21 protein-coding genes are annotated in these 25,591 nt (G+C 73.7%); 8 read left to right on the top strand and 13 right to left on the bottom strand.

Translation table 11 applies throughout. The annotated features are described in order from the left end of the window. Window positions 1-345: 345 nt before the first annotated feature. Window positions 346-1,377: a DUF3048 domain-containing protein gene (locus tag ACQRUO_RS29310; RefSeq protein WP_428319121.1), complete on the bottom strand. Its 1,032-nt coding sequence runs from the start codon at window positions 1,375-1,377 to the stop codon at window positions 346-348. Window positions 1,378-1,701: 324 nt separating this feature from the next. Between ACQRUO_RS29310 and ACQRUO_RS29305 the strand changes: the two genes are divergently transcribed. Next, a complete protein-coding gene (locus tag ACQRUO_RS29305; protein WP_428319120.1) occupies window positions 1,702-1,986 on the top strand; it encodes a hypothetical protein in 285 nt (94 codons plus the stop codon). A 51-nt stretch (window positions 1,987-2,037) separates the two neighbouring features. Next, the gene (locus tag ACQRUO_RS29300) at window positions 2,038-2,493 is read left to right on the top strand and encodes a universal stress protein (RefSeq protein ID WP_428319119.1); all 456 of its coding nucleotides are present in this window, start codon (window positions 2,038-2,040) and stop codon (window positions 2,491-2,493) included. Window positions 2,494-3,026: 533 nt separating this feature from the next. On the opposite strand, the gene ACQRUO_RS29295 is transcribed toward ACQRUO_RS29300, so the two are convergent. Further along, window positions 3,027-3,788 (bottom strand): DUF4118 domain-containing protein, encoded by a 762-nt coding sequence (locus tag ACQRUO_RS29295; RefSeq protein ID WP_428319118.1) that lies wholly within the window; start codon window positions 3,786-3,788, stop codon window positions 3,027-3,029. A gap of 258 nt (window positions 3,789-4,046) precedes the next feature. Here ACQRUO_RS29295 and ACQRUO_RS29290 point away from each other — a divergent pair, with 258 nt between their 5' ends. Beyond that, a complete protein-coding gene (locus ACQRUO_RS29290; protein ID WP_428319117.1) occupies window positions 4,047-4,712 on the top strand; it encodes a hypothetical protein in 666 nt (221 codons plus the stop codon). Between the two features lie 36 nt (window positions 4,713-4,748). On the opposite strand, the gene ACQRUO_RS29285 is transcribed toward ACQRUO_RS29290, so the two are convergent. Continuing rightward, a complete protein-coding gene (locus ACQRUO_RS29285) occupies window positions 4,749-5,801 on the bottom strand; it encodes a TIGR03617 family F420-dependent LLM class oxidoreductase (RefSeq protein WP_428319116.1) in 1,053 nt (350 codons plus the stop codon). Between the two features lie 216 nt (window positions 5,802-6,017). Here ACQRUO_RS29285 and ACQRUO_RS29280 point away from each other — a divergent pair, with 216 nt between their 5' ends. After that, the gene (locus tag ACQRUO_RS29280; RefSeq protein WP_428319115.1) at window positions 6,018-7,691 is read left to right on the top strand and encodes a phospholipase D-like domain-containing protein; all 1,674 of its coding nucleotides are present in this window, start codon (window positions 6,018-6,020) and stop codon (window positions 7,689-7,691) included. On the opposite strand, the gene ACQRUO_RS29275 is transcribed toward ACQRUO_RS29280, so the two are convergent. Then, window positions 7,664-8,521 carry a GNAT family N-acetyltransferase gene (locus ACQRUO_RS29275; RefSeq protein WP_428319114.1) on the bottom strand — a complete coding sequence of 286 codons (858 nt, stop codon included), beginning with the start codon at window positions 8,519-8,521 and terminating at the stop codon, window positions 7,664-7,666. The two genes, ACQRUO_RS29280 and ACQRUO_RS29275, sit on opposite strands and share 28 nt — an antisense overlap. Window positions 8,522-8,874: 353 nt before the next feature. Between ACQRUO_RS29275 and kdpB (ACQRUO_RS29270) the strand changes: the two genes are divergently transcribed. Further along, on the top strand, window positions 8,875-11,013 hold the full coding sequence (gene kdpB / locus ACQRUO_RS29270) for a potassium-transporting ATPase subunit KdpB (RefSeq protein ID WP_428319113.1): 2,139 nt from the start codon (window positions 8,875-8,877) through the stop codon (window positions 11,011-11,013). A 20-nt stretch (window positions 11,014-11,033) separates the two neighbouring features. Here the strand turns inward: kdpB (ACQRUO_RS29270) and ACQRUO_RS29265 are convergent, their stop codons facing one another. Next, on the bottom strand, window positions 11,034-11,561 hold the full coding sequence (locus tag ACQRUO_RS29265) for a peptidylprolyl isomerase (protein ID WP_428319112.1): 528 nt from the start codon (window positions 11,559-11,561) through the stop codon (window positions 11,034-11,036). 352 nt (window positions 11,562-11,913) lie between these two features. Between ACQRUO_RS29265 and ACQRUO_RS29260 the strand changes: the two genes are divergently transcribed. Next, on the top strand, window positions 11,914-12,480 hold the full coding sequence (locus ACQRUO_RS29260; RefSeq protein WP_428319111.1) for a hypothetical protein: 567 nt from the start codon (window positions 11,914-11,916) through the stop codon (window positions 12,478-12,480). A 34-nt stretch (window positions 12,481-12,514) separates the two neighbouring features. On the opposite strand, the gene ACQRUO_RS29255 is transcribed toward ACQRUO_RS29260, so the two are convergent. Continuing rightward, the gene (locus ACQRUO_RS29255; protein WP_428319110.1) at window positions 12,515-13,417 is read right to left on the bottom strand and encodes an aminoglycoside phosphotransferase family protein; all 903 of its coding nucleotides are present in this window, start codon (window positions 13,415-13,417) and stop codon (window positions 12,515-12,517) included. Between the two features lie 269 nt (window positions 13,418-13,686). On the opposite strand from ACQRUO_RS29255, the gene ACQRUO_RS29250 reads away from it, so the two are divergent. Further along, entirely contained in the window at window positions 13,687-14,181 is a 495-nt protein-coding gene (locus ACQRUO_RS29250; protein ID WP_428319109.1) for a universal stress protein, read from the top strand. A gap of 98 nt (window positions 14,182-14,279) precedes the next feature. On the opposite strand, the gene kdpA is transcribed toward ACQRUO_RS29250, so the two are convergent. The 7 genes from kdpA to ACQRUO_RS29215 form a co-directional block, all read right to left on the bottom strand. Beyond that, window positions 14,280-15,932, bottom strand: a complete 1,653-nt coding sequence (gene kdpA, locus ACQRUO_RS29245) for a potassium-transporting ATPase subunit KdpA (protein ID WP_428319108.1) — start codon at window positions 15,930-15,932, stop codon at window positions 14,280-14,282. A gap of 3 nt (window positions 15,933-15,935) precedes the next feature. Next, window positions 15,936-16,835 (bottom strand): potassium-transporting ATPase subunit C, encoded by a 900-nt coding sequence (locus ACQRUO_RS29240; RefSeq protein ID WP_428319107.1) that lies wholly within the window; start codon window positions 16,833-16,835, stop codon window positions 15,936-15,938. 10 nt (window positions 16,836-16,845) lie between these two features. Next, window positions 16,846-19,002 carry a potassium-transporting ATPase subunit KdpB gene (kdpB, locus tag ACQRUO_RS29235; protein ID WP_428319106.1) on the bottom strand — a complete coding sequence of 719 codons (2,157 nt, stop codon included), beginning with the start codon at window positions 19,000-19,002 and terminating at the stop codon, window positions 16,846-16,848. After that, window positions 19,002-19,091, bottom strand: a complete 90-nt coding sequence (gene kdpF / locus ACQRUO_RS29230) for a K(+)-transporting ATPase subunit F (RefSeq protein ID WP_428319105.1) — start codon at window positions 19,089-19,091, stop codon at window positions 19,002-19,004. Before kdpF ends, kdpB (ACQRUO_RS29235) begins: the two co-directional genes overlap by 1 nt. A 122-nt stretch (window positions 19,092-19,213) precedes the next feature. Continuing rightward, window positions 19,214-19,576, bottom strand: coding sequence for an SAV_915 family protein (locus tag ACQRUO_RS29225; protein ID WP_428319104.1), 363 nt, complete (start codon window positions 19,574-19,576; stop codon window positions 19,214-19,216). Between the two features lie 265 nt (window positions 19,577-19,841). Beyond that, window positions 19,842-20,039 carry a ferredoxin gene (locus ACQRUO_RS29220; protein ID WP_428319103.1) on the bottom strand — a complete coding sequence of 66 codons (198 nt, stop codon included), beginning with the start codon at window positions 20,037-20,039 and terminating at the stop codon, window positions 19,842-19,844. Beyond that, window positions 20,036-21,241, bottom strand: coding sequence for a cytochrome P450 (locus ACQRUO_RS29215; RefSeq protein WP_428319102.1), 1,206 nt, complete (start codon window positions 21,239-21,241; stop codon window positions 20,036-20,038). Before ACQRUO_RS29215 ends, ACQRUO_RS29220 begins: the two co-directional genes overlap by 4 nt. Before the next feature lie 295 nt (window positions 21,242-21,536). On the opposite strand from ACQRUO_RS29215, the gene ACQRUO_RS29210 reads away from it, so the two are divergent. Continuing rightward, the coding region (locus ACQRUO_RS29210) for a type I polyketide synthase (RefSeq protein ID WP_428319101.1) at window positions 21,537-25,591 on the top strand (4,055 nt) is incomplete at its 3' end.

The raw sequence follows: 25,591 nt of genomic DNA, 5'->3' as shown, positions 1-25,591 counted from the left end.
GGCAGACCAACCCCACCACCCAGATCAAGTGGGCCTACGACTACATGAACTCCCGCTACGGCAGCCCGAACCAGGCCTGGGCCTACTGGCAGATCCACAACAACTACTGATCACCCCCGATCAACACCCCGAACACACCCAAAGGGGCCCCGCGACACACCGTCGCCGGGCCCCTTCGGGCATGTCGGTCCAGGGCCGGACAGGCCCCGGCGGATCAGTCGCTGCCCGGGCCGATCACCCGCCAGGCCGCCCGTCCCAGCGCGGCCAGCAGCACCCCGCCGCCGAGCAGGGTGCAGGCCACGGCCCTGGTGTGCCCCCTGGTCATGGCACCTCCCCAGCGCGTGGTCATTGTGGCTCCAGGACCACCCAGACCTGGCCCGGGTGGAAGGTCATCGGTTGGCCGGCGTAACTGAAGGTGGTGCCGCCGTTCGGATCGGTGCGGGACCAGCTGCCCTGGAAGGCCTGGCCGTCCCGGAGGACCACCGCGGCACCGCTGCCCACGGTCGGCGCGTACGGCGAGAGCACCCCGGGGGAGTCCATGAAGCCGCGCGGCGAGGTGGTCTCCGCCACCTTCTGGATCACGATGGTCGGCGCGCCCATCTGCCCGGCGTCGGTGGTCATCGCGGGCTTCCCGTCCATGGCCACCAGGTACTTGCCCTGGCTCGCCGACCAGCTGAACGTGAAGCCGGCCGCCGGCATCCGCGCGGTGTAGCTGTCGGTGGGCGTCCCGCCGCTGGGGGCCGGGCCGAAGCGGAAGCCGATGTCCTTGGCCTGCGCCGAGTCCGGGAAGTCGTGCAGGATGCTCGACGGCCGCACGAACAGGTTGTACGGCGCCACGTTGTTCGAGCCGCGGAAGTAGGCGCCGCCGTCCTGGTCCGCCGAGGCGTTGAAGATGTCCGCCTGCGCCAGGATCGGCAGGAACTTGGAGAGCGCGCCGGAGTAGGCGAAGTCGACCTTGCCGTACTGCTGGAGGATCGGCAGGTCGCTCTCCCGGGCGCTGCGCACCGGGCCGACGGTGTTGCCGGGCGGCAGGTGGTTGGAGTCGAAGACGGCCAGGAAGCGGGAGATGCCGCCCTCCACCTCGATCGCGTAGACCACGGCGGCCGAGTTGATCCCGGTCTGCGGGCGGGCGTTGACGATGTTGTCGATCTTGACCGCGAGGACCTGGCCCGCCGGCCCGGGGAGCCCCGTGAGGGGCGAGAGCTGCCCGTTGGTGGACGGGCTCGCCGGAGCACTGGCCGACGGTGTCGGCGACGGTGTCGGCGTGGCGGTGGGATGCGACTTGCCGCCGGATCCGCAGCCACCGACACCGACGAGCAGCAGCGCGAAGACCGCAGCCGCCGGAGCGGCGAGCGTGCGCCGCGCAATCCTCGGCATCCGGGACCACCTCCTGCCCCCGCTCCACTGTAGTTCGCCCGTTCGGGTCGGGCGCGGGAAACGGGGGATGCGGAGGGTGGCGGTGCGGGTGCGGTCGGTGGGCGGCTGCGGTCGGGCTGACGGATCGTCAACTCGCCTTCTGCTGCCGCGGAGTTTCCACCCCGACCGGGCGGCGTCCCCGGGCGCACCGCGCTCCCCGGCGGCTGGAGCGGCGCGCCGGACGGTCCGGGGGGACCATGGAAGACGGCTCCGCCGGAGGCGCCGGGTCCGCACCGGGCCCGCCCGTCTCCGGTCACACGGCTGATCTGCTCGGAGGTGGCGGCGATGGAGGAGCGACTCGACCCGGGGAGCGGTGCCAAGCGGGCACGGGAGATCCACCCGTTCCGCGACATGCTGCACGCGATCGCCCAGGCGCCCACGTGGGCGGTGCTGTGGTTGGTCGGGATCTCGATGGGACTGGGCCTGGTCGGCTACCAGGTCACCACGCTCTGGGTGCTGATCCTGTTCGCGGTGGTCTGGGGCGTCACGGTGCTGGCGGTGCTCGGCTGGACCGCGCGCTGGATCATGCAGCACGAGGGCGGCGGGCGGCACCGGCGGGTGGCGCACTGAGCGGCGGGTCGCCGGGCGCGCTGCCCGGCACCGGGAGCGAGGTGAGGGCGGATGACCGGGAACGGTGACGGTGACCGGGCGGCGCAGCCGCCGCGGGTGGTGGTCGGGGTCGACGGATCCGAGTCCTCCCGGGCCGCGCTGCGCTGGGCGGTCCGGCACGCCGGGCTGATCGGCGGCGCGGTCGAGGCGGTCGGCGTGATCGAGGTGCCCCAGGACTTCGGCTGGAACGCGCCGGTGGTGGACACCTCCTTCGACGAGGACATGACCCGGCGCCGGTTCGGCGCGGAACTGCGCACCGTGCTGGGCGAGACGCCGACGGTCGCGGTGCAGGAACTGCTGGTGCGCGGCGACCCGGTGGACGCGCTGGTCGAGGCGGCCCGCGGGGCCGAGCTGGTGGTGGTGGGCAGCCGCGGTCACGGGCGGGTGGCCCGGGCCCTGCTGGGCTCGGTGAGCCAGCAGGTGGCGCAGCAGGCCTCCTGCCCGGTGGTGATCGTGCGACCCGACTAGGCTGCTTCTCCGGCGTGCGGGTTCGAGAACGCCGAGAAGTCCATCGCCAAGCGCCGAGCCGGCCTGGCCGCTGCCGGGCTGGCCGTCGTGCTGGGTGGTGGGTTGCTCACCGCTGTGCCGGCTTCGGCCTCCGGCGGGATCAGGTACAACCCGATCGACACGGCCGGCTCGGCCGTGCAGCTCCGGGTCGACTCCAGCGGGGGCGGGACCTGGCGCCGTAGCGGCCGACCAGGGGCGGAGCAGGGGTAGGGCCGGGGCGGTCGGTACCAGCGTCGCGTCAAGATCCGCTGTGTCGGCGACAAGAGGGCGTCAAGAGCGGCGGGAGGCGATCATCGGCGGCCTAGCGTCTGTGGTGAGGAAAGGCACCGGTTCCGTCCGTGGGGGACCGGACCGGTGCCGCGCCGATGACCGAGCCGGGCCAGGGGGGCCCGGCGACCAACAGCATCGGCGGCCAGGTGATGGGGAGAGGGCGCGCGGCCGGGGGAAACAGGCCGCGCGCCCTCATCATCTGCCGGGCGGGAACCGGACGGCGGTCAGGCCGCCTTGACCGGTCGGTGCAGGGAGTCCAGCGCCGCGCCGGCCTGGTCGGCCAGGGTGACCGCGACCAGCCGGGCCTGTCGGGTGGGGACCACCCCGGGGGTCGGTTCCAGCATGAACCGGCCGATGTACTTGCCGTTGCCGAACATCCGCAGCTCGACGTCCTCGGCCGGCAGGCCGAGCCGGTCGGCGTCCCACGGGTGGTGGCCGATCATCACCGAGCCGTCGTGCTCCAGGCGCGGCGGGTGGCCGAGCAGTGACCCGTACTCGAACCGGCAGCCGCGCAGCTGGAGGAGTTCGACCAGCTGGTCACGGACCTGGTCGACCACGGTCAGCGCCGAGTTGGTGCTGCGGGAGAGCACGGCGGTGTCCCGGATCCGGGCCAGGTAGCCCGCGTCGGTGATCGCCAGTATCCGGAACCGCCTTGCCCGGGCGGCGAGTTGGGAGACCGCGAGGCCGACCACCAGGAGCAGGATCGCGGTGGTCAGGTCGGCGGACTTGCTGATCGCGAACTGCTCGTACGGACGGGTGAAGAAGAAGTCGAAGCAGAGGGCGGCGACCACCGCGGCCACCGCGCCGGCCGACCGCCGGCCCAGCGCCGCCACGGCGACCACTATCACCACCAGGAGCAGGGCCACGTTGGTGTTGGCCATGGTGCCGCGGAACGGCAACAACACGGCGGACAGGGCGAGCGGGCCCGCCACGGCGGCGAGCAGGGCGAGCTGCCGGTGGTCGAACCGGCCGGAGATCGGGCGCATCGTGCACCTCCTGACTCCGGTGTAGCAGCCCGCGGGCCGGACGCAACCCGCACGCGCCAGCGTTGACGCGATTCTTGCGCTGAGCATGCAAAGTCGGCGGCCGGGGCGAGCGGTTCCGCCGGCCCCCTTGCAGTTCGTTCGCGGATGAGTACTGTCGGTCAACGGTGTGCCGGGAAGTCTGGTCGGCGAGAAGGTCGCGGGTGCCCCGGCACGGTCCGGTCCGGCACCGTCGACAGGCCCTCAACCTGGGGAGGCGCCATGGGCGTCGTGGTCCCGATCGTGTTCTTCTGCGCGCTGGTCGCGCTGGTCCTCACCGCGCCGCGGATCGGGCCGGTGCTGGACCGGCGGCGCACCGGGGCGATCGCCGCCGAGCTGACCGCACGTCACGGCTTCCGCCCGAGCAGCGGCGACGCCCCCGACCTGGCCGGGCCGCCGTTCCACTACGGCACCGGGCAGCGCTTCACCGACGAGGTGACCGGCAGCCTGGCGGGCCTGCCGCTCGGCTCGGTCGGCTACCGCTGTCGGGAGAACGGCTCCGCGCACTTCTACGGCGTGCTGCTGGCCCGGCTGCCCGCCCCGGTCGAGTCGCCGATCGAGGTCCGGCACGAGCCCGCCTTCCACTCCACCCGGGTCACCGAGCCACTGCCGGCCCCCCGGGTGCCGAGCGGCGCGCCGTTCTTCGACGTCCGGTACGAGGTCTACGCCAACGACGCGCAGCTGGCCCGCGCCGTGCTGTCCGCCGCCGGCGTGGAGCACCTGCTCACCGCCCCGCAGCCGTGCAGCTGGCGGGTCGAGGGCACCCAACTGCTGCTCTGGCGCAGTGGCGGCTGGTCCTCGGCCACCGCGCTGCTCGGCTCGGTCCGCGCGGTGACCGCCGCCCTGCGGCCGGCCCTGGAGCGGCACGATGCGGGGGTGCGGGAGTAGCGACGCCGGCGAACGGCCGCCCGCCGGGTCGCCGCCTCAGCCGAGGGCGCGGAGGGCGGCCAGCAGGTCGAGGGCCAGGTCGGGCGCGGCGCCGTCGGGCAGCGAGGGGGAGAGGCGGGTGACCAAGGGGGCGTAGCGGCGGTGGATCTCGGCCGCGGCCTCGGGGACCGGGCCGGTGACGGCGAAGGTGTTCAGCACCGAGTCGTCGATCAGCGCGGTCATCTCCGGCCAGCGGCTGCGCACCGAGAGCCGGTGCAGCTCCTCGTGCAGGTCGCCCCAGCCGTGGTGGTCCAGCACCGGGCGGTAGGCGGGGGTGGAGGCGTAGAAGGCCAGGCGTTCGCGGGTGGCGGCGAGGTTGGCCAGGTACTCCTCCTCGGTGCGCCCGGTGGCGGTCAGCACGCTGCCGGCGAGCTCGAACGGGCGGGTGGTCCAGGGGGCGCCGTCGGCCTCGGCCTGGGCGCGGGCGGCGGTGAGCCCGGGCAGCACCTGCTCGCGCAGGTAGCCGGGGGAGGAGAACGGGTGACTGAGGAAGCCGTCGGCCACCGCGCCGGCGGCGCGGGTCATCAGCGGGCCGACGCCGGCCAGCAGGATCCGCGGCGGGCCGGCCGGGACGGGGTCGGGGGAGAAGACCGGGGTCATCACGGTGTGGGTGTAGAAGTCGCCGCGGAAGCGCAGCCGGTCGCCGGTCTGCCAGCTGTGCCAGATCGCCCGCACCGCGTGCACGTACTCGCGCATCCGGGCGGCGGGCCGGTCCCAGGGCATCCCGAAGCGCTTCTCGATGTGCGGCTTCACCTGCGAGCCCAGACCGATGACGGCTCGGCCGCCGGAGGCCTCGTGCAGGCCCCAGGCCTGGTAGGCGAGGGTCATCGGGGTCCGGGCGAAGGCGACCGCGATGCCGGTGGCGAGCTCGATCGTGCTGGTCCGGTCGGCGGCGCGGGCCAGCTGGAGGAACGGGTCGTGGGCGGTCTCGGCGACCAGCAGGCGGTCCGCGCCCCGGCGTTCGGCCTGCTCGGCGGCGGCCAGGATGTGCGCCGGGTGGCCGGAGGCGTAGACGTCGAGGCGGAGGGCGGGGCGCGGACGGTCCGTCAAGGTGGCTCCTGGGGCGGGGCTGGTGCGGCGGGACCGGAACGGTCCGACCCGTAGCCTGCCACGTGCGACACCCGTCGATCGGCGGGAGTGCCCCCGCCGATCGGCTGGAAGCGGCCGTTGGTGACCGAACAGAAGGTGACTGAGCGGTAGCTTTCTCGGGTCGCAACCGTGAACACCCGGTTGCCCTCCTCCACTAGTCCCGTGAAGGTCCGTCACATGACCCTGCCCGCAGTTTCCCGCCGCCCCCGTCGCGGCCTGCTGCGTTCCGCCCTCACCCTCGCCGCCGCCACCCTCGCGCTGGCGCCCGCCCTGCCCGCCGCGGCGGACGCGCCCGGTGCGCCGGCCGCGCCCGCCGGGCCCTCGGCCACCCCGCACCTGGACGCCGTGCAGCAGGTGCTGCGCCAGGTCTCGCCCGGCCTGGAGGGCACCGTCTGGCAGCGCACCGACGGCAACGCGCTGGACGCCCCGGCCGGCGACCCGGGCGGCTGGCTGCTGCAGACCCCCGGCTGCTGGGGCGACCCGAGCTGCACCGACCGCCCCGGCAGCCAGGCGCTGCTGGCGAAGATGACCACCAACATCGCCGGGGCGACCCGGACCGTCGACATCTCCTCGCTCGCCCCGCTGCCCAACGGCGCCTTCGAGGACGCCATCGTGGCCGGGCTCAAGCAGTCGGTGGCGAACGGCCACCGGCTCCAGGTGCGGATCCTGGTCGGCGCCGCGCCGCTCTACAACATCAACGTGCTGCCCACCTCGTACCGCGACGAGCTGGTGGCCAAGCTCGGCGACGCGGCCGGCTCGATCACCCTCAACGTGGCCTCGATGACCACCGCCAAGACCTCCTTCTCCTGGAACCACGCCAAGCTGCTGGTGGTCGACGGGCAGAGCGTGCTCACCGGCGGCATCAACGACTGGAAGGCCGACTACCTGGAGACCACCCACCCGGTCACCGACGCCGACCTGGCGCTCACCGGCCCCGCCGCCGGCACCGCCGGCCGCTACCTGGACACCCTCTGGGGTTGGACCTGCCGCAACACCGGCGTCTTCTCGGCCGCCTGGTTCGCCTCCACCGGCGGCGCCGGCTGCCTGGCCACCATGGAGCAGGACGCCAACCCCGCCCCGGCCCCGACCGGCGGCGTGCCGGTGATCGCGGTCGGCGGCCTGGGCGTCGGCATCCAGGACCGCGACCCCGCCTCGGCCTTCCAGCCCACCCCGGCCGCCGCCCCGGTGGCCGGCCCCGGCACCGGCTGCGGGCCGCTGCCGCTGCCCGACCACACCAACGACGACCGCGACTACGCGACCGTCAACCCGGAGGAGAGCGCGCTGCGGGCCCTGGTCGGCAGCGCCACCAGCCACATCGAGATCTCCCAGCAGGACCTGAACGGCACCTGCCCGCCGCTGCCCCGCTACGACGCCCGGCTCTACGACACGCTGGCGGCCAAGCTGGCCGCCGGGGTGAAGGTGCGGATCGTGGTGAGCGACCCGGCCAACCGCGGCCTGGTCGGCAGCGGCGGCTACTCGCAGATCAAGTCGCTCTCCGAGGTCAGCGACGTGCTGCTGGACCGGATCGGCGCGGTCACCGGCCAGGACCGCTCGGGCGCCAAGCAGCTGATGTGCCGCAACCTGCAGCTGGCCGCCTTCCGCGCGGCGCCCGGCGACCGCTGGGCCGACGGCCACCCCTACGCCCTGCACCACAAGCTGGTCTCGGTCGACGGCGCCGCCTTCTACCTCGGCTCCAAGAACCTCTACCCGGCCTGGCTGCAGGACTTCGGGTACATCACGGAGGACCGCACCGCGGCGGCGCAGCTCGACGCGCAGCTGCTGGCGCCGGAGTGGCAGTACTCGCAGTCGGCGGCGACGGTGGACTACAGCACCGGGCTGTGCAACGCCTGAGCCGATGCGGTCGGGGCGGTCACCGCGCCGGTGGTGACCGCCGGGCCGCGGTCGATCGCCGGGCCGTGGTCGGTCGCCGGGCCGGCCCAGTAGCCGGGCTCCTGGTGGACCGGGCGGAAGCCGGCCGCCGCCGCCAGGGCCAGGCTGGGGCCGTTGGAGCTGGGCGCGGTCCAGCTGGGCAGCCGGCCGCGGTGGCGGGCGGCGGTGGCGGCGGCGAGGACGCAGGCCAGGCCCAGGCCGCTGCGCCGGTACTCCGGGGCGGTGGCGACCGCCAGGTCCTCGTGCGCCAGTCCGCGCAGGTGGGTGACGGCGAGCGCGACCGGGCGGCCCGCCACGAAGGCGCCCCAGGCCCCGCCGGAGCCGGCCAGCGCCCGGGCGGAGCGCCAGGTCTCGGTGAGCCAGCGCAACTCGGCGGGCAGCGCCTCGAGCAGGGGCGCGTCGGCCGGGGTGAGCGGGCGCAGCCGCACCCCGGCCGGCAGCGGGCGGCGGCGCGGGCGGTCCCGCTGCACCAGCACCACCCGGATCCAGGGGAGGACGGGGTCGAAGGTGCGCCCCAGCAGCGGCAGGAAGGGGTCGGGCGCGCTGAACTGGCCGCGCGCGAGCGGGGCGAGGCGTTCGGGGGTGAGCAGGGCGGGGTCGCCGCGCAGCAGGCGGTAGGGACCGCAGTGCACCAGGGCGACCCGGGGAGCGTGCCGGCGGTCGGTCCAGCAGGCGCCGCCGCCGGTGAGCAGGACGTGGGCGGCGAGGGTGCCGGGGCCGGGGCGCTCAGGGTGACCGGGGCGGGGCAGCAGCAGGGGGTGGGACGGGCGGTGGGTCGGGCTGGTGGGCACCTCGCCGAGTCAACCGGCGGGCGGGCGCGGCGGATCCGTCGCTGACGAATCCCTGGCGTGCGGGGGATCGGCTCTGACGGATCCTTGCCGTCCGGGCCGCACGGCAGTGCCGGGTGTGGCTGGCATGGCTGGTGTGGCGGGCGTGGCGCCGGCGGTGCGTATCAGTAGTGTCGCGGACTCGTCAATACAGTGTCAATCCGGGCCGATCAGGCGTCAGGAAGTCGTCAGAGAGCCGTGATCGGCCGGTTGCGCACGGTTGGCTGGCCTGGTCGGCGGCCGGGCGCCCGGCCGCCGACGTCCCGCCGGGCTGTCGCGGCCCGCGCACGCCCGTGCCCTTGAGAGAGTCCCCCCGCATGCCGCCGCTCGCCCCCGCGCCGACCGAACCGCCCGTCCGCCAGGACGCCCTTGCCGACCAGTCGGTGACGCCTCGTCACCGCGCGGTCGGCAGTGCGCTGTTCGACCCCAAGCAACTGGTCACCGCCTTTCCGGAGGCCCTGCGCAAGCTGCACCCGCGGCTGATGGTGCGCAACCCGGTGATGTTCGTGGTCGAGGTCGGCTCGGCGCTCACCACGCTGTCGGCGATCCTCCAGCCGAGCCTGTTCGCCTGGGTGATCAGCGGCTGGCTCTGGCTCACCGTCATCTTCGCCAACCTGGCGGAGGCGGTGGCCGAGGGTCGCGGGAAGGCCCAGGCCGAGTCGCTGCGCCGGGCCCGGACCGGCACCGTGGCGCGCCGACTGCGTGGGTGGCGGTTCGGACAGGAGCGGCCGGAGGAGGAGGCGGTGCCGGCCGAGACGCTGCGGCTGCACGACTTCGTGGTGGTCGAGGCGGGCGGGACCATCCCCGGCGACGGGGACGTGGTGGAGGGCATCGCCGCGGTCGACGAGTCGGCGATCACCGGCGAGTCGGCCCCGGTGGTCCGGGAGGCCGGCGGCGACCGCTGCGCGGTGACCGGCGGTACCAAGGTGCTCTCCGACCGGATCGTGGTGCGGATCACCGCCAAGCCCGGGCTCACCTTCATCGACCGGATGATCGCCCTGGTCGAGGGCGCGGAGCGGCAGAAGACGCCCAACGAGATCGCGCTCAACCTGCTGCTGGCCGCGCTCACCATCGTCTTCCTGCTCTGCGTGGTCACCCTGCAGCCGTTCGCCATCTACGCGCACGCCGAGCAGACCATCGCCGTGCTGGTGGCCCTGCTGGTGGCGCTCGCACCGACCACGATCGGCGCGCTGCTCTCGGCGATCGGCATCGCCGGGATGGACCGCCTGGTGCAGCGCAACGTGCTCGCCATGTCGGGCCGGGCGGTGGAGGCCGCCGGCGATGTGGACACCCTGCTGCTGGACAAGACCGGCACCATCACCTTCGGCAACCGCCAGGCGGTGCGCTTCCTGCCCGCGCCCGGCGTCGAGCCCTACCAGCTGGCCGAGGCGGCCCAACTCTCCAGCCTGGCCGACGAGACGCCCGAGGGGCGCTCGATCGTGGTGCTGGCCAAGCAGTACGGGCTGCGCGAACGGGCCGAGGGTGAGCTGGGCCGGCTGGAGTTCGTGCCGTTCAGTGCCCAGAGCCGGATGAGCGGGGTGGACCTGACCTGGCCGGACGCCCCGGCGATCGAGATCCGCAAGGGGGCCGCGACGGCCGTCTCCACCTGGGTCTACCAGCGCGGTGGCCTGGTCGAGGGCTCGGTGCTGGAGGCGGTGGACGTGATCGCCGGGCACGGCGGCACCCCGCTGCTGGTCGCGGTGCAGGACCGGCACGGCGCGCGGGTGCTGGGCATCGTGCAGCTCAAGGACGTGGTCAAGGAGGGCATCCGGCAGCGCTTCGCGGAGCTGCGCGAGATGGGCATCCGGACCGTGATGGTGACCGGGGACAACCCGCGGACCGCCGCCGCGATCGCCGCCGAGGCCGGGGTGGACGACTTCCTGGCCGAGGCCACCCCGGAGGACAAGCTGGCGTTGATCAAGCGCGAGCAGGCGGCCGGCAAGTTGGTGGCGATGACCGGCGACGGGACCAACGACGCGCCCGCCCTGGCCCAGGCCGACGTCGGGGTGGCGATGAACACCGGTACCTCGGCCGCCAAGGAGGCCGGGAACATGGTCGACCTGGACTCCAACCCGACCAAGCTGATCGAGATCGTCCAGATCGGCAAGCAACTGCTGATCACCCGCGGGGCGTTGACCACCTTCTCGATCGCCAACGACGTGGCCAAGTACTTCGCGATCATCCCCGCGATGTTCGGTCGCGCCTACCCCGGCCTGCGCGACCTCAACGTGATGGCGCTGCACAGCCCGACCTCGGCGATCGCCTCGGCGATCGTCTTCAACGCGCTGATCATCGTGGCGCTGATCCCGCTGGCGCTGCGCGGCGTGCGCTACCAACCCGCCTCGGCGGCCCAGTTGCTGGCCCGCAACCTGCGGGTCTTCGGGCTGGGCGGGTTGGTGCTGCCGTTCGTCGGGATCAAGCTGATCGACCTGCTGGTGGTGCAGTTCCTGTTCTGAGGCCCGCGAGCCGGCTCCGGTCAGCGGGTCTCGATGACCACCGACTCGATGATCACGTCGTCGACCGGGCGGTCGGTGCGGGGGTTGGTCTGCGTCGTCGCGATGGCGTCGACGACCTTCTGGCTCGCGTCGTCGGTGACCTCGCCGAAGATGGTGTGCTTGCCGGTGAGCCAGCTGGTGGGCGCGACCGTGATGAAGAACTGCGAACCGTTGGTGCCCGGGCCGGCGTTGGCCATGGCCAGCAGGTAGGGCTTGGTGAAGGCCAGGTCGGGGTGGCACTCGTCGCCGAACTTGTAGCCGGGGCCGCCGGTGCCGTTGCCCAGCGGATCACCGCCCTGGATCATGAAGCCCTCGATGACCCGGTGGAAGATCGTTCCGTCGTACAGCTTCTCGGTGGTCTTCTTCCCGGTCTCCGGGTTGATCCACTCCCGCTCGCCCTTGGCGAGCTCCACGAAGTTCTTCACCGTCTTGGGGGCATGGTCCGGCAGCAGGCGGATCTCGATGTCGCCCTGGTTGGTCTTCAGCGTCGCGTACAGCTGTTCGGCCATGGTGGTTCCTCTCCTCATCCCGGCCTCGTCCTGGCCGGTTCGAGAGGTGAGCCTTGCACACCGGGTCGCCGTGTCCCCGGCTCCGCGCGCAACCCCGGCCGCAACACCTCCGAACGAGGGACAGCGGGGTGCCGCCGCGGTGCTGCGCTGCCCGAAGTGCTAGGAGGACGTCAGGAACGGGCGGGTGGCCGTGAAGATTCCGTCAGGAGCTGACAATTTGTTGCTTCGGCCACCTAACGTTCGTGCTCCCGAGGCCGGTTGGTGTGGTCTTGGCGATCTCGATGCGACCGCGCGGCGTCCGGCCGGCGGGCGAGGACGACTCCGTGGAGTCCCTGGCGTGGGGTGGGTGGCGATGCGCGAACGGAAGACGACGGGGGTCGGGGTCTTCGGCCCGCCCCCGGTCCGGCGGGCGGCGACGGCCACCGTGGTCCGCGACCGCCACTGGCCCGCCGCCGCCCGCCGCGCCGCGGGCTGCGCGCTGGCCTTCGCCGCCCTCGCGGTGCTGGTCGACTGGGGCACCGGCGGCCTGACGTTGCTGCGCGCCGCGCTCTGGGTCGGGCTCGCCTGGTGCATCTTCGCCGTCCTCGTCCCGCCGCGGGTGAGCGCCGGCCCGGGCTGGCTGGAGGTGCGCGAACTGCTGCGCGCCCGCCGGGTCCGCACCGACGCGCTGGTGGTACTCCGGCAGAACGGCAGCATCGCCGTCCACCTCACCCTGCGCGACGCCCACGGCTCCTGGGTGGAGCTCGACCCCGGGGTGCTCCGCGAGAACCCGCTGCTCTGGCACCAGTTGGACACCGCCGCCCGGCAGGCGGAGAGCGCGGGCACCCTGCAGGAAGGCGCCGAGGTGCTGCGGGGGCTGGCGGACGCGGTGCTGGGCGAGGAGGTCCGCGGGGTGCTGCGGCGGTCGGGGCTGGGGTGACGGTGCGTTCGGCCGCCGGGCGCCCCCGCCGCTCTCACCCCGCGGTCTCCAGGACGGCTCGCAGGCGGGCGAGGCACTCGGTGGCGAAGGCCGGGTAGCTGTCCCAGTAGTAGGACACCCCGCTGACGCCGACGGCGACGGCCCAGGCCCGGGCCCGCTGCCAGGTCAGCTCGTCGAGGCCCAGGGCGTCCCGGTACGCCTGGCGGGCCGCCGCGGGCAGGTCCCACAGCGGCGAGTGCTCGGCGTCGGGGAACCCGACCGACAGGCAGCCGAAGTCGATCACCGCGTGCAGCTTCCCCTGCCGGACCAGCAGGTTGGCCGGCCTGAGGTCGCCGTGCAGCCACACCTGGCGGCCGGCGGGCCCGGGCAGCGTGAGGGCGCGCCGCCACAGCTGCTGCAGCCGCGCGAGGTCGAGGTCGAGCTCCTCGATGGCCCGGCAGGCGTCGAAGGCTCGGCCGACCCAGCCGTCACAGGCCGCCAGATCGCCCCCGCGGTACCAGCTGAGCTCACCCTGGCGGGTGGCGCCCATCAGCGGGACGTCGTGCAGGCGTTGGACGACCCCGGCCAGGTCGGCGCCGAAGGCGGCCCAGTCGGTGACCGATTCCGCGGTGGGCTCCGCGCCGTCGATCCAGCGGTACACCGACCAGGCGAGCGGGAACGCGGCGCTCGGGGTGCCGCGGTGCACCGGCTCGGGAATCCGGCAGGGCAGCCGCGGTGCCAGGCGGGGCAGCCAGGTCTGCTCCTTCCGCAGCGCCTGCGCGGTGTCCGCGGTGCGCGGCAGGCGCAGCAGCAGCCGGTCGCCGAGCCGGAACATCCGGTTGTCGGTGCCCGCGCCGGCCGGCGCGAGCGGGAGGTCGGCCCACTGCGGCAGCTGCTCCCGCAGCAGGGCGCGGACGGTCGCCTCGTCCACCGTGATCTCGTTCTCGTGAAGTGTCACGGGGGGAGCCTGCCGTCGGGCCGCCGCCGCTGCCAGTGCTTTTCCGGGGCGCAGCGCCTTCTCCGGGGCGTCAGGGGGGCGTCAGGAGCCACCGGCTCGGCGTTAGGGATGCGTCAAGGAGGAGTGAAGGCGAGGAGTGGGTGGTGTCTTATGGATCAGGTGATGAGCCCCACGCTTGACCAATGAATGTAAGGCGCTAGGATCATCTCACCTGATAAACGAAGGGCCGCTGCGAGTGCGGTCCACAACCGAGGGAAGTGCAGCACATCATGGCCGAGTTCACCCGGGTCATCGTCGGCGTCAGCGGTTCGGCCCGCAGCGCGGCGGTCCTGCAGCGCGCGGCCGCGGAGGCGGCCCGGCGCGGTGCCGAGCTCGTGCCCGTGATCGCCTGGACCCCGGTCGGCGGCGAGCAGGTCTACCGCACCCACCCGTGCCCGTCGCTGGCGAAGGAGTGGGAGAAGGCCGCCCGTGCCCGGCTGGACGAGGTCTTCACCGACGTCTTCGGCGGCTACCCGGCCGGCCTGGCGGTCACCCCCGTGGTGATCCGCGGCGAGGCGGGGCCCTCGCTGCTCCAGGTCGCCGACCGCGCCGACGACGTCCTGGTGATCGGCGCCGGCCGCCGCGGCAAGCTGCGCCGCCTCTTCTCCGGCGAGGTCGCCCGGCACGTCCTGGCCCACGCCCGCTGCGCCGTCACCGCGGTGCCGGCCGAGGCCAAGCTGCCCACCAGCCGGCGCGGCAAGCTGGAGCTGGTCAAGGCGGCCTGAGGCACGCACCGGCAGCACGAGCACTTCGCGGGTGGCCCGCCCCGGCAACAGCCGGGGCGGGCCGTCCGTGCGTTCGGCGTGAACGCGGGGCGTGCGGGCTACGACAACCCCTCCGCCAGCGGCCCGAGGGCCAGTGCCGGCAGGAAGTTGAGCAGGGCCAGCACCAGGGCCGCGCCGGTGGCCAGGGTGACGAAGTTGATCCCGGAGGCGCGCAGCGTGCCGACCGTCACCGCGCCGGGGCGCTGCCGGGCCAGCCTGCCGCCCAGCGCCAGGACGAAGGCGATCGGGACGTAGCGGCCGAGCAGCATGGCGATCGGCATCAGCGTGTTGTGGAAGTCGGTGGCTCCGTTGAAGCCCGACATCGCACTGCCGTTGCTCTGGGTGTTGCTGGTGTAGGCGTAGATCAGCTCGGTCAGGCCGTGCGGACCCGGGTTGCCCATGTCCGCCGCGCCGTCCTGGCCCAGGCCCACCGAGAGTGCCGAGCAGACCAGGACCACGGTCGGCGAGACCAGCGCGTACATCACCACGTAGCGCATCTCACCCAGGCCGATCCGCTTGCGCAGGTACTCCGGGGTGCGCCCGACCATCAGGCCGCCGATGAACACCGCGATCAGCACCGCCACCAGCAGCCCGTACAGTCCGCTGCCGGTGCCGCCGGGGGCGATCTCGCCGAGCATCATCGCGGCCAGCAGCACGCCGCCGCCCAGGCTGGAGAAGCTGTCGTAGGAGGCGCCGCCGGCGCCGTCCGCGCTGGAGGTGGCCGAGACGCCGAACAGGGTGCTGCCGGGCACGCCGAACCGGGTCTCGGTGCCCTCGTACGAGCCGCCGACCGCGGCCGCGACCGGGCTGTGGACCGAGTGCTGGGCGAGCGAGGCGGCGCCGAGCAGCAGGCCGAACAGGATGCCGACCACCGCCAGCAGGGTCCAGGACTGCTTCAGGCTGCCGACCATCCGGCCGAAGGTGCGGATGAAGGCGGTCGGGACCAGCAGCATCAGCACGATCTCGATCGCGTTGCTGATCGCGTTCGGGTTCTCGAAGGGGTGCGCGCTGCTGGCGTTGAAGAAGCCGCCGCCGTCCCCGGAGAAGAGCTTCACCGACTCCCAGGAGCCCACCGGGCCGCCGATCAGGGTCTGCCGGGCGCCGGTCAGCGTGCTGACGGTGTGGTTGCCGGCCAGGTTCTGCTCGACGCCGAGGCCGATCAGCAGCAGGCCGGAGACGACGGCGAGCGGCAGCAGCACCCGGCCGATGGTGCGGATCAGGTCGACCCAGAAGTTGCCCAGCTCGTCGGTGCCGTGCCGGACCAGGCCGCGGATCAGCGCCAGTGCGGCGCAGACGCCCACGGCCGCCGAGGCGAAGGCCTGCACGCCCAGGCCCGCCATCACCACCAGGTGGCCGGTGCCGGTCTCCGGCACGTAGTTCTGCCAGCTGGTGTTGGTGGTGAAGCTGACCGCGGTGTCCAGTGCGGTGCGCCAGGGCATCCCACCGATCCCGCGCGACCAGGGCAGGTGGCCCTGGCCGACCAGCAGGGCGAAGAGCGCGGCGATGCTCGCCACGGTGAAGGCGAGCAGCGCCAGCAGGTAGTGCCGCCAGTCCTGTTCGCGGTCCGGGTCGATGCCGCAGAGCCGGTAGAAGCCGCGCTCCACCCGCAGGTGGCGGCCGCCGTCGAGCTGGCGGGCCATGAAGTCGCCGAGCGGGACGTGCAGCCCCACCACGACGGCGATGATCAGGAAGGCTTGCATCAGGGCGATCACGGGTCAGGCCCCCTGCTTCGGGTAGGTGCGGTCGAGGGCCAGGTTGAGCTGGAGCACGTCGACGACGGGCTCGCCGAGGACGCCCAGGGCGCGTCCGGTGGTGTACTTCGCGACCAGGGTGCGGACCTGGTCCTCGGTCAGGTGGCGGGTGTCGGCCACCCGGGGGACCTGGAGGGCCGCGTAGGCCGGGCTGATGTCCGGATCCAGGCCGCTGCCGCCGGCGGTGACCGCGTCCGGCGGGACCACCGGGTGGGCCGGCGCGTCGCCGCGCACCGGCACGGTGACCGCTGCGGTGTAGTCGGCGCCGGGGGTCGCGCAACTCACCGGCACGCCCTGGTAGTTCGCCAGGAACGGGGTGGCCGGGCAGGCCTGGTTGAGGCTCACCACCTTGGTGACCCGGCCGCTGGTGCCGCCGTCGTGGTAGACGCCGAGCACCGCGCCGACCCCGTCGGCGGTGCAGTACGGGCGGGAGCCGTCCACGTGCTCCAGTCGGCCGACGGCCAGGCTGCGGGCACAGACCTGGGTGAGCAGGCCGGGCTTGTAGGTCGTGGGGTCGTTGCCGGTCTCCAGGGTGTCGACCACGTTCTGCGGGCCGAGGTTGCCGGCACCCGAGGCCGTCGGGTCGTAGCCGTCGCCGCTGCCGGCGTCGGAGGGCCGGGTCTGGAAGTACTGCGGCAGCGCGTTGCCCTTGCCGTCGGTGAAGGCCTGGCCGATCAGCCGGCTGCCGACCACCGAGCTGTCCGGGCCCTTGAGCAGCGAGCCGCGGGCCGCGCCGGACAGGCCGGGGACGTGGGCCAGCGCGGTCATGCCGAGCGGGTAGAGCAGGCCGGTGACCAGGGTGAGCAGGAGCACCACCCGGAGCGCGGCGAGGTGCTGGGAGAGCCACACGGGCAGTCGAGTCATGTCTCTCGCCTCAGATCCCCGGGATGAACTGGACAAAGCAGAGGTCGATCAGCTTGATCGCGACGAACGGCACCAGCACCCCGCCCAGGCCGTAGACCCAGAGGTTGCGGGTGAGCAGCGCCGAGGCGGAGGCCGGGCGGTAGCGCACCCCGCGCAGTGCCAGCGGGATCAGCGCGACGATCACCACGGCGTTGAAGATCACCGCGGAGAGGATCGCCGACATCGGCGAGTGCAGGTGCATGATGTCCAGCGCGTGCAGGCTGGGGTAGACCGCACCGAACATCGCGGGCAGGATCGCGAAGTACTTGGCGATGTCGTTGGCGATCGAGAAGGCGGTCAACGCGCCTCGGGTGATGAGCAGTTGCTTGCCGATCTCGACGATCTCGATGATCTTCGTCGGGTCGGAGTCGAGGTCGACCATGTTCCCGGCCTCCTTGGCGGCCGAGGTGCCGGTGTTCATCGCCACCCCGACGTCCGCCTGGGCGAGGGCGGGCGCGTCGTTGGTGCCGTCGCCGGTCATCGCGACCAGGTGGCCGCCGGCCTGCTCCTGCCTGATCAGTGCGAGCTTGTCCTCGGGGGTGGCCTCGGCCAGGAAGTCGTCGACCCCGGCCTCGGCGGCGATCGCGGCGGCGGTGACCGGGTTGTCGCCCGTGATCATCACGGTCCGGATGCCCATCCGGCGCAGCTCGTCGAAGCGGGCCCGCAGGCCCGGCTTGACCACGTCCTTGAGGTGGATCACGCCCAGCACCCGGGCGGGGGCGCCGGAGTCGTCGTGCTCGGCCACCGCCAGCGGGGTGCCACCGGCCGCCGAGACCCGGGTCACCGCGTCGTCCAGCTCGGCCGGCACGGCTCCGCCGCGCTCGGTCACCCAGGTGGCCACCGCGGCCGCGGCGCCCTTGCGCAGGCAGCGTCCGGAGGGGAGGTCGACACCCGACATCCGGGTGGTGGCGCTAAATGGCACAAAGGCCGCGCCCTCGATCTGACGATCAGTCAGATCATGCCGGTCGCGGGCGAAGACGACGATCGAGCGGCCCTCGGGCGTCTCGTCGGCCAGGCTGGCGAGCAGCGCCGCCTCGGCCAGCTCCCGCTCACCGACCGCGCCGACCGCCAGCAGCTCGGCGGCCTGGCGGTTGCCGAAGGTGATGGTGCCGGTCTTGTCCAGCAGCAGGGTGTGCACGTCGCCGGCGGCCTCCACCGCCCGGCCCGACATGGCGAGCACGTTGCGCTGCACCATCCGGTCCATGCCGGCGATGCCGATCGCCGAGAGCAGCGCGCCGATCGTGGTCGGGATCAGGCAGACCAGCAGCGAGACCAGCACGATCCCGGTGACGCCGTTGCCGTCGATCACCGTGGTGTTGTGCGCGGCCGCGTCGTAGTGCTTGGAGAAGACCGCCATCGGCTGGAGCGTGACCACCGCCATCAGGAAGACGAAGGTCAGCATGGTGAGCAGCAGGTTGAGCGCCAGCTCGTTCGGGGTCTTCTGCCGGTTCGCCCCCTCCACCAGGGAGATCATCCGGTCCAGGAAGCTCTCGCCGGGCTCCTGGGTGATCCGCACCACCACCCGGTCGGAGAGCACCCGGGTGCCGCCGGTGACCGCGCTCCGGTCGCCGCCCGACTCGCGGATCACCGGGGCGGACTCACCCGTGATCGCGGACTCGTCGATGCTGGCCACGCCCTCCACCACGTCGCCGTCGCCCGGGACCAACTGCCCGGCCTCGACCACCACGTGGTCGCCGCGCCGCAGGTCGCCGGCCGCCACCTGCTGCTCGGCACTGCTCGCGGGCCAGTTCGCCAGCCGGCGGGCGGTGGTCTGCCGGCGGGTGGTGCGCAGCGTCTCGGCCTGCGCCTTGCCGCGGCTCTCCGCGACCGCCTCCGCCAGGTTGGCGAAGACCACGGTCAGCCAGAGCCAGCCGGTGATCAGCAGGGCGAAGAGCGAGGGGTGCCACAGGGCCAGGCCGGTGGTGAGGGCGGCGCCCACCTCGGTCACGAACATCACCGGGTTGCGGACCAGGGTGACCGGGTTGAGCTTGCGCAGCGCCTGCGGCAGCGCCCGCCAGAGCTGTTGGGGATCGAGGATCCCGGCCCCCACTCTGCGCGGGGCGGCGGCGGGTGCCGGGGGCGGCACGGCCGAGGTGGTGTCCGACCGGACCGGGGCGGTGGCGGACATCAGAACTTCTCCGGGTACTTCAGGGCCAGGACCAGGTAGCCGACCAGGGCTGCCGCGATCACCAGGCCGACGATGTTGTCGATGCTCATGGGCCTCGTCCGAGAGAGCTGGTGGAGGGTGGACACATGCCTCCGGGCGGCCGCCAGGGGAAGGACGGGCGGCCGCCCGGAGGGGACTTGGGGAGGCGGGGCCTCTCGGCTGCGCGCGGAGTTCAGGCGCGCGCAGGTGCGGCGCAGCGGCGCGGCAGGGCCGGCCCGGGGGCGGCGGGAGCCGTCGGCAGCGGGGTCGGCGCGGGGGCGGCCAGCTGTGGGTCGACGGTCAGCGTGCTGACGCCGAGCGGGGCGGCGAGCGCGCGCAGGGCCGGCTCGGCGAGCACGATCCACGGCTGCGCGGCACCCAGCACCGCGGCCAGCTGTTCGCCGGAGCTGAAGGCGACCGCGGTGCGGGCGCCCAGCGGGGTGCGGAAGAAGCGGGGGGTGTGCCCCAGCGGACCCGACCGGATGGGGACCAACAGGTGTCCGGCCGGGATGCGATCCTCGGGCTCGGGGGCCTCGGCGATCCGCTGCTGCTTCATGGCATGCCTCCACACGGTGGTCGTCTCGGGGTGCGCCCGCCGCACCCGGTGGGGCACCGGGTGCGGCGGGGCACAGCAGTGACGCTACGCCCGCCGCCCCGGGGCCCGGCTGCCCTCCTGACGCCTCCTTGATCCCGAAGCCCGATGTCCTGACACGGTGTTGACACCGCTGCTCGGAGGCTGCGCGCAGACGGCGGACGCCGCCTCGGGCAGGCCCGGGACGGCGTCCGAAAAGCGGTGTGCGGTACGGCGGCGAGCGGCGGGTTCAGCCGGCCGCGGCGCGGATCGCCGAGGTGGGGCAGAGCGCGAGCGCGGTGCGCACGGCCGCCAACTGCTCGGCCGCCGGCTCGGCGGTGAGCAGCACCACCGTGCCGTCCTCCTCGCTCTGGTCGAAGACCGCGGGCGCGGTCAGCGCGCACTGGCCCGAGCCGCAGCAGCGGTCCGGGTCGGCGGTCAGTCTCACGCCGACTCCTCCGTCCAGGTCACCGGGAGGGTCAGCGGGCCGTAGTGCACGTAGTCGTCCCGCATGGTGATCTGCTCGGCGGGGACGGCCAGGTGCAGCGAGGGGAAGCGCTCGAAGAGCTCCCGCCAGGCGACCGCGAGGGTGGTGCGGGCCAGGTGCTGGCCCAGGCACTGGTGGGCGCCGTGGCCGAAGGCGACGTGGCCGTGGTCGTCCCGGGTCAGGTCCAGCCGGTCCGGCTCGGCGAACCGCTCCGGGTCGCGGTTGGCGGCGCCGAGCGCGACCACCACCACCTCGCCCTCCTTGACCTGCTGCCCGGCGAACTCGGTGTCCGTCAGGGCCCAGCGACTGGCGCCGTAGTGCGAGATGGTCAGGTAGCGCAGCAGTTCCTCGACGGCGCCGTCCGACAGCTCCGGGCGCTCGCGCAGCAGGGCCAGCTGGTCCGGGTGCTGCAACAGGGCGAAGACGCCCTGCGCCAGCATGTTCCCGGTGGTGTCGAAACCTCCGTTGATCAGGGTGCTGACCAGGTTCATCAGCTCCTTGTCGTCGACCTTGCCGCCGCGCACCAGGTCGCCGACCAGGCCCTCGCCGGGCTGCGCCAGCTGCGGCGGCACGAAGCCGCCGAGGAACTCGCCCAGCCCGGTAATGGCGTCGATCGCCTCGGGGATGGTGCTGGTGATCTTGCCGAGGGCGTCCACGTGGCGCTGCAACGCGGCCCGCTCGGTCTCCGGGATGCCGACCAGCTCGGACATCACCCGGGACGGCACCGGCACCGCGAAGTGCTCCACCAGGTCGGCGCCCGGGCCGGCCGCGGCCAGCACGTCCAGCTGCTCGCGGGTGATCCGCTCGATCAGCGGCAGCAGTTCGCGCACCCGGCGCACCGTGAAGAACCCGGTGAGCAGCTTGCGGTAGTGGCCGTGCTCCGGGTCGTCGGTCTTGGCGAAGGCACCGGGCTCGGCCGGCGCCGCGTAGTGCAGCTCGGTCGGCACCGGGGGCACCAGGCCCTCCTGGCGGGCGCTGAACGCCGGGTCGGTGAGCAGGGCCTTGGCCTCGGAGTGCCGGGTGACCAGCCAGCCGACCGGGCCGCTGGGGAAGGAGAGCCGGGCCAGGCCCTCCTCGCGCAGCGGCCGGTACCCGTCGGGCGGGCTGAACGGGCAGCTGCGCGCAGTGGGCAGCTGGACGGGCGCCGGCTCGGTGTCCGTCATGGGACTCTCCCTCGATCGGGCTCACAGTGGGCGGACAGGGTAACCGGCACCCCAGTGGGGAAATCCCTAAGGCCGGACAACTGCCGTGCCGTCAAGGTCCGTCGGCCGTCGGCCGAGCGGTTCGCCGGTCTTCTAAGGGTTTTTCTGGTCTTCTGCGCCGCCGGCGGTTTCCGTGCGAGGCCGTCACTAGCATCGGCCGCCTGGGCCGGTCGGGCCCGTCCTGCGGGAGAGGAACGCGTCGCATCCGCCGGATCCAGGTTCACGAAGGTCTACGAAGGTCAGTGGAGCGCGCCTCATGAACGGGTCAGCACAGGGGATTCCGGACGACGGAATCGCCATCATCGGCATGTCCTGCCGCCTCCCGCAGGCGGCCGATCCGCAAGCCTTCTGGACGCTGCTCCGGGACGGCACGAGCGCCGTCACCGAGACGCCCGCCGACCGCGGGGACGCGGCCGTCCCGGACGACCTGGACCCCATGGCCCCCGGGCGCAACGCCCGGCACGGCGGGTACCTGGACGCCGTCGACCGGTTCGACGCCGCCTTCTTCGGCATCTCGCCGCGCGAGGCCGCCGCGATGGACCCGCAGCAGCGGCTCGTCCTCGAACTGGGCTGGGAGGCCCTGGAAGACGCCGGCGTGCTGCCCGAGCGGGTGCGCGGGCGGCAGGCCGGCGTCTTCGTCGGCGCGATCCACGACGACTACGCCACCCTGGTGCACCGCAGCGGCCCCGCCGCCGTCGGCCACCACACCGCCGCCGGCCTGAACCGCGGCATCATCGCCAACCGTCTCTCCCACCTGCTCGACCTGCACGGACCCAGCCTCACCGTCGACAGCGGCCAGTCCTCCTCGCTGGTCGCCGTCCACCTGGCCTGCGAGAGCCTGCGCCGCGGCGAGTCCGAACTCGCCCTGGCCGGTGGCGTCAACCTCAACCTGGCCGCCGAGCGCGGCGCGGTCACCGCCGAGCTGCGCGCGCTCTCGCCGGACGGCCGCTGCTACACCTTCGACGAGCGGGCCAACGGCTTCGTCCGGGGTGAGGGCGGCGGCCTGGTGCTGCTCAAGCCGCTGGCCGCGGCCCGCGCCGACGGCGACCGGATCCACGCGGTGATCCTGGGCAGCGCGGTCAACAACGACGGTGGCGGCGCCGCACTGACCGTGCCCGACCGGGACGCCCAGCAGCAGGTGCTGCGGCAGGCCTGCGCGGCCGCCGGGATCGAGCCCGGGCGGCTGCAGTACGTCGAACTGCACGGCACCGGCACCAAGGTCGGCGACCCGATCGAGGCCGCGGCGCTGGGCGCCGTGGTCGGCGCGGCCCGCCCGGCCGGCCGGCCCTTGGCCGTCGGCTCGGTGAAGACCAACATCGGCCACCTGGAAGGCGCGGCGGGCATCGCCGGGCTGCTCAAGGCGGTGCTCGCGCTGCGCCACCGCGAGCTGCCGGCCAGCCTCAACTTCCGCACCCCGAACCCGGAGATCCCGCTGGGCCGGCTCAACCTGCGGGTGCAGCAGGAGCGGGCGCCGTGGCCGGCGGAGCCGGGCGAGCAGCTGCTGGGCGGGGTCAGCTCGTTCGGCATGGGTGGGACCAACTGCCATGTGGTGGTGGGTGGTTGGGAGGAGGTGGCGCCGGCTTCGGCTGCGCTGGCTGAGCCGGCGGTGGAGATGCCGCCGGTGGTGCCGTGGGTGGTGTCCGGCAGGTCGGTGGCGGCGTTGCGGGGGCAGGCGGCGGCGTTGGGGGTGGTGGCGGACGCGGAGCCGGTGGCGGTGGGGCGGGCGTTGTCGGGCTCGCGGACGCTGTTCGAGCACCGGGCGGTGCTGCTGGGCGCCGACCGGGCGGGTGCGCTGGCGGCGTTGGCGGCGGGCGAGCCGGCGGCGGGCGTGGTGGAGGGGATGGCGGCTGCTCAGGGGAAGGTGGTGTTCGTCTTTCCGGGGCAGGGGTCGCAGTGGGTGGGGATGGCTGCGGAGCTGCTGGTGGAGTCGCCGGAGTTCGCGGCGCGGATGGGGGAGTGTGCGGCGGCGTTGGCGCCGTTCGTGGCGTGGGACCTGTTCGAGGTGTTGGGCGATGCGGCTGCGTTGGAGCGCGTCGATGTGGTGCAGCCGGTGTTGTGGGCGGTGATGGTGTCGCTCGCGGAGGTGTGGCGGGCGCACGGGGTCACGCCTGCGGCGGTGGTGGGGCACAGTCAGGGTGAGATTGCGGCTGCGGTGGTGGCGGGTGCACTCTCGCTGGCGGACGGCGCGCGGGTGGTGGCCCTGCGCAGCAAGGCGATCCGGGCGATCGCCGGGCGCGGTGGTATGGTCTCCACCGCGCTGCCCGCCGAGCGGGTGGGCGACTGGGACGGTCGTCTCTCGGTGGCTGCGATCAACGGTCCCGGGTCGATCGTGGTCTCCGGCGACAACGACGCGCTGGAGGAGCTGCTGGAGCGCTGCGCCGCCGAGGAGGTACGGGCCCGTCGGATTCCGGTGGACTACGCCTCGCACTCGGCGCATGTCGAGGCGTTGGAAGCGGAGTTGTTGGAGGTCCTGGCGCCGATCGTGCCGCGGTCCTCGCTGGTGCCGTTCCATTCGACGGTGACTGGCGAGTTGTTGGACACGGCGGGGTTGGACGCTGGGTACTGGTTCCGCAATCTGCGGCAGACCGTGCAGCTGGAGCCGACCGTGCGTGCCCTGCAGGCTGCCGGTCACACGGTGTTCGTGGAGGTCAGTCCGCATCCGGTGCTCACCCTGCCGGTGCAGGAGACCGCCTCGGAGGCGGTCGTCACCGGCACGCTGCGCCGTGACGAGGGTGGTCTGCGTCGCTTCCTGACTTCCGCCGCCGAGTTGTTCGTCCAGGGCGTTGCGGTCGACTGGCGGCTACCGGTCGGCGCGGGCCGGGTCGAGCTGCCCACCTACGCCTTCCAGCGGGAGCGTTACTGGATCGATGCGCTGCCCGGACCTGTGCTCTCGTCTGTTCCTGCGCTTTCAGCGGTGCCCGCGCCCGCGCCCGCGGTCGGCGACCGGCGGGAGCCGCTGGACCTGGTGCGCGCGCACGCCGCCGTGGTGCTCGGCCACGCCGACGCCCGGGCGATCGGGGCCGCCCGGACCTTCAAGGAGCTCGGCTTCGACTCGGTGACCGCGGTCGAACTGCGTGACCGGCTCGCCCGGGCGACCGGTCTGAGCCTGCCGTCCGCGCTGCTCTACAACCACCCCACGCCGGCCCGGCTGGCCGACCACCTGGCGCTGCTCCAGCAGGGGCCGGCCGCCGCCGGTGCCGCGGCCGAGCGGGCGAACCGGGTGGCCGACGACCCGGTGGTGATCGTCGGCATGGCCTGCCGCCTGCCGGGCGGGGTGGACTCGCCCGAGGCGCTCTGGGAGCTGGTGCTGGCCGGCGGCGACGCGGTCGGTGACTTCCCCACCGACCGCGGCTGGGACCTGCGCGGCCTCTACGACCCGAGTGGAGAGCGCCCCGGCAGCAGCTATGTGCGTGCGGGCGGATTCCTGTACGACGCACCGCAGTTCGACGCCGGCTTCTTCGGCATCGCGCCGCGCGAGGCGGTGGCGATGGACCCGCAGCAGCGGCTGCTCCTGGAGAGCTCCTGGGAGGCCTTCGAGCGGGCCGGCATCGCGCCGGGCGCGGTGCGCGGCTCGGCGGTGGGGGTCTTCGTCGGTGCGATGGCGCAGGAGTACGGCCCGCGACTGCACGAGGCCGCCGACGGGCTGGACGGCCTGCTGCTCACCGGCGGTGCGGCAAGCGTGCTGAGCGGCCGGATCGCCTACAGCCTGGGCCTGGAGGGCCCGGCGGTGACGGTGGACACGGCGTGCTCCTCCTCGCTGGTCGCGCTGCACCTGGCCGCGCAGGCGCTGCGCAGCGGTGAGTGCGAGCTGGCGCTGGCCGGTGGTGTCACCGTGATGTCCACGCCGGGCATGTTCACCGAGTTCAGCCGCCAGCGCGGCCTGGCCGTGGACGGCCGCTGCAAGCCGTTCGCCGCGGGGGCCGACGGGACCGGGTGGGCCGAGGGCGTCGGCATGCTGGTGCTGGAGCGGCTGAGCGACGCCGAGCGGCTCGGCCACCCGGTGCTGGCGGTGGTCCGGGGCAGCGCGGTGAACCAGGACGGCGCCTCCAACGGACTGAGCGCGCCCAACGGGCCCTCGCAGGAGCGGGTGATCCGGGCGGCGCTGGCCGGCGCCGGCCTGACGGCCGGTCAGGTCGACGCGGTGGAGGCGCACGGGACGGGGACGACGCTGGGCGACCCGATCGAGGCCGAGGCGCTGCTGGCCACTTACGGTCAGGGCCGCGCGGCCGAACGGCCGCTCTGGCTGGGCTCGTTGAAGTCGAACATCGGGCACGCGCAGGCGGCGGCCGGCGTGGCGGGTGTGATCAAGAT

Source organism: Kitasatospora sp. LaBMicrA B282 (genome assembly GCF_050325825.1).
Classification (GTDB): Bacteria; Actinomycetota; Actinomycetes; order Streptomycetales; family Streptomycetaceae; genus Kitasatospora.
The sequence above is the reverse complement of the archived record's forward strand: the minus strand, read 5'-3'. Positions and strand labels throughout refer to the sequence as shown.

Excerpts from the sequence above, each read along its gene's own strand:
- ACQRUO_RS29290 (WP_428319117.1), top strand. The coding sequence starts at position 4,047 with ATGGGCGTCGTGGTCCCGATCGTGTTCTTCTGCGCGCTGGTCGCGCTG.
- kdpF (WP_428319105.1), bottom strand. The coding sequence starts at position 19,091 with ATGAGCATCGACAACATCGTCGGCCTGGTGATCGCGGCAGCCCTGGTC.
- ACQRUO_RS29300 (WP_428319119.1), top strand. The coding sequence starts at position 2,038 with ATGACCGGGAACGGTGACGGTGACCGGGCGGCGCAGCCGCCGCGGGTG.
- kdpB (WP_428319113.1), top strand. The coding sequence starts at position 8,875 with ATGCCGCCGCTCGCCCCCGCGCCGACCGAACCGCCCGTCCGCCAGGAC.
- ACQRUO_RS29265 (WP_428319112.1), bottom strand. The coding sequence starts at position 11,561 with ATGGCCGAACAGCTGTACGCGACGCTGAAGACCAACCAGGGCGACATC.
- ACQRUO_RS29250 (WP_428319109.1), top strand. The coding sequence starts at position 13,687 with ATGGCCGAGTTCACCCGGGTCATCGTCGGCGTCAGCGGTTCGGCCCGC.
- ACQRUO_RS29310 (WP_428319121.1), bottom strand. The coding sequence starts at position 1,377 with ATGCCGAGGATTGCGCGGCGCACGCTCGCCGCTCCGGCGGCTGCGGTC.
- kdpB (WP_428319106.1), bottom strand. The coding sequence starts at position 19,002 with ATGTCCGCCACCGCCCCGGTCCGGTCGGACACCACCTCGGCCGTGCCG.
- ACQRUO_RS29305 (WP_428319120.1), top strand. The coding sequence starts at position 1,702 with ATGGAGGAGCGACTCGACCCGGGGAGCGGTGCCAAGCGGGCACGGGAG.
- ACQRUO_RS29280 (WP_428319115.1), top strand. The coding sequence starts at position 6,018 with ATGACCCTGCCCGCAGTTTCCCGCCGCCCCCGTCGCGGCCTGCTGCGT.
- ACQRUO_RS29225 (WP_428319104.1), bottom strand. The coding sequence starts at position 19,576 with ATGAAGCAGCAGCGGATCGCCGAGGCCCCCGAGCCCGAGGATCGCATC.
- ACQRUO_RS29240 (WP_428319107.1), bottom strand. The coding sequence starts at position 16,835 with ATGACTCGACTGCCCGTGTGGCTCTCCCAGCACCTCGCCGCGCTCCGG.
- ACQRUO_RS29295 (WP_428319118.1), bottom strand. The coding sequence starts at position 3,788 with ATGCGCCCGATCTCCGGCCGGTTCGACCACCGGCAGCTCGCCCTGCTC.
- ACQRUO_RS29215 (WP_428319102.1), bottom strand. The coding sequence starts at position 21,241 with ATGACGGACACCGAGCCGGCGCCCGTCCAGCTGCCCACTGCGCGCAGC.
- ACQRUO_RS29260 (WP_428319111.1), top strand. The coding sequence starts at position 11,914 with ATGCGCGAACGGAAGACGACGGGGGTCGGGGTCTTCGGCCCGCCCCCG.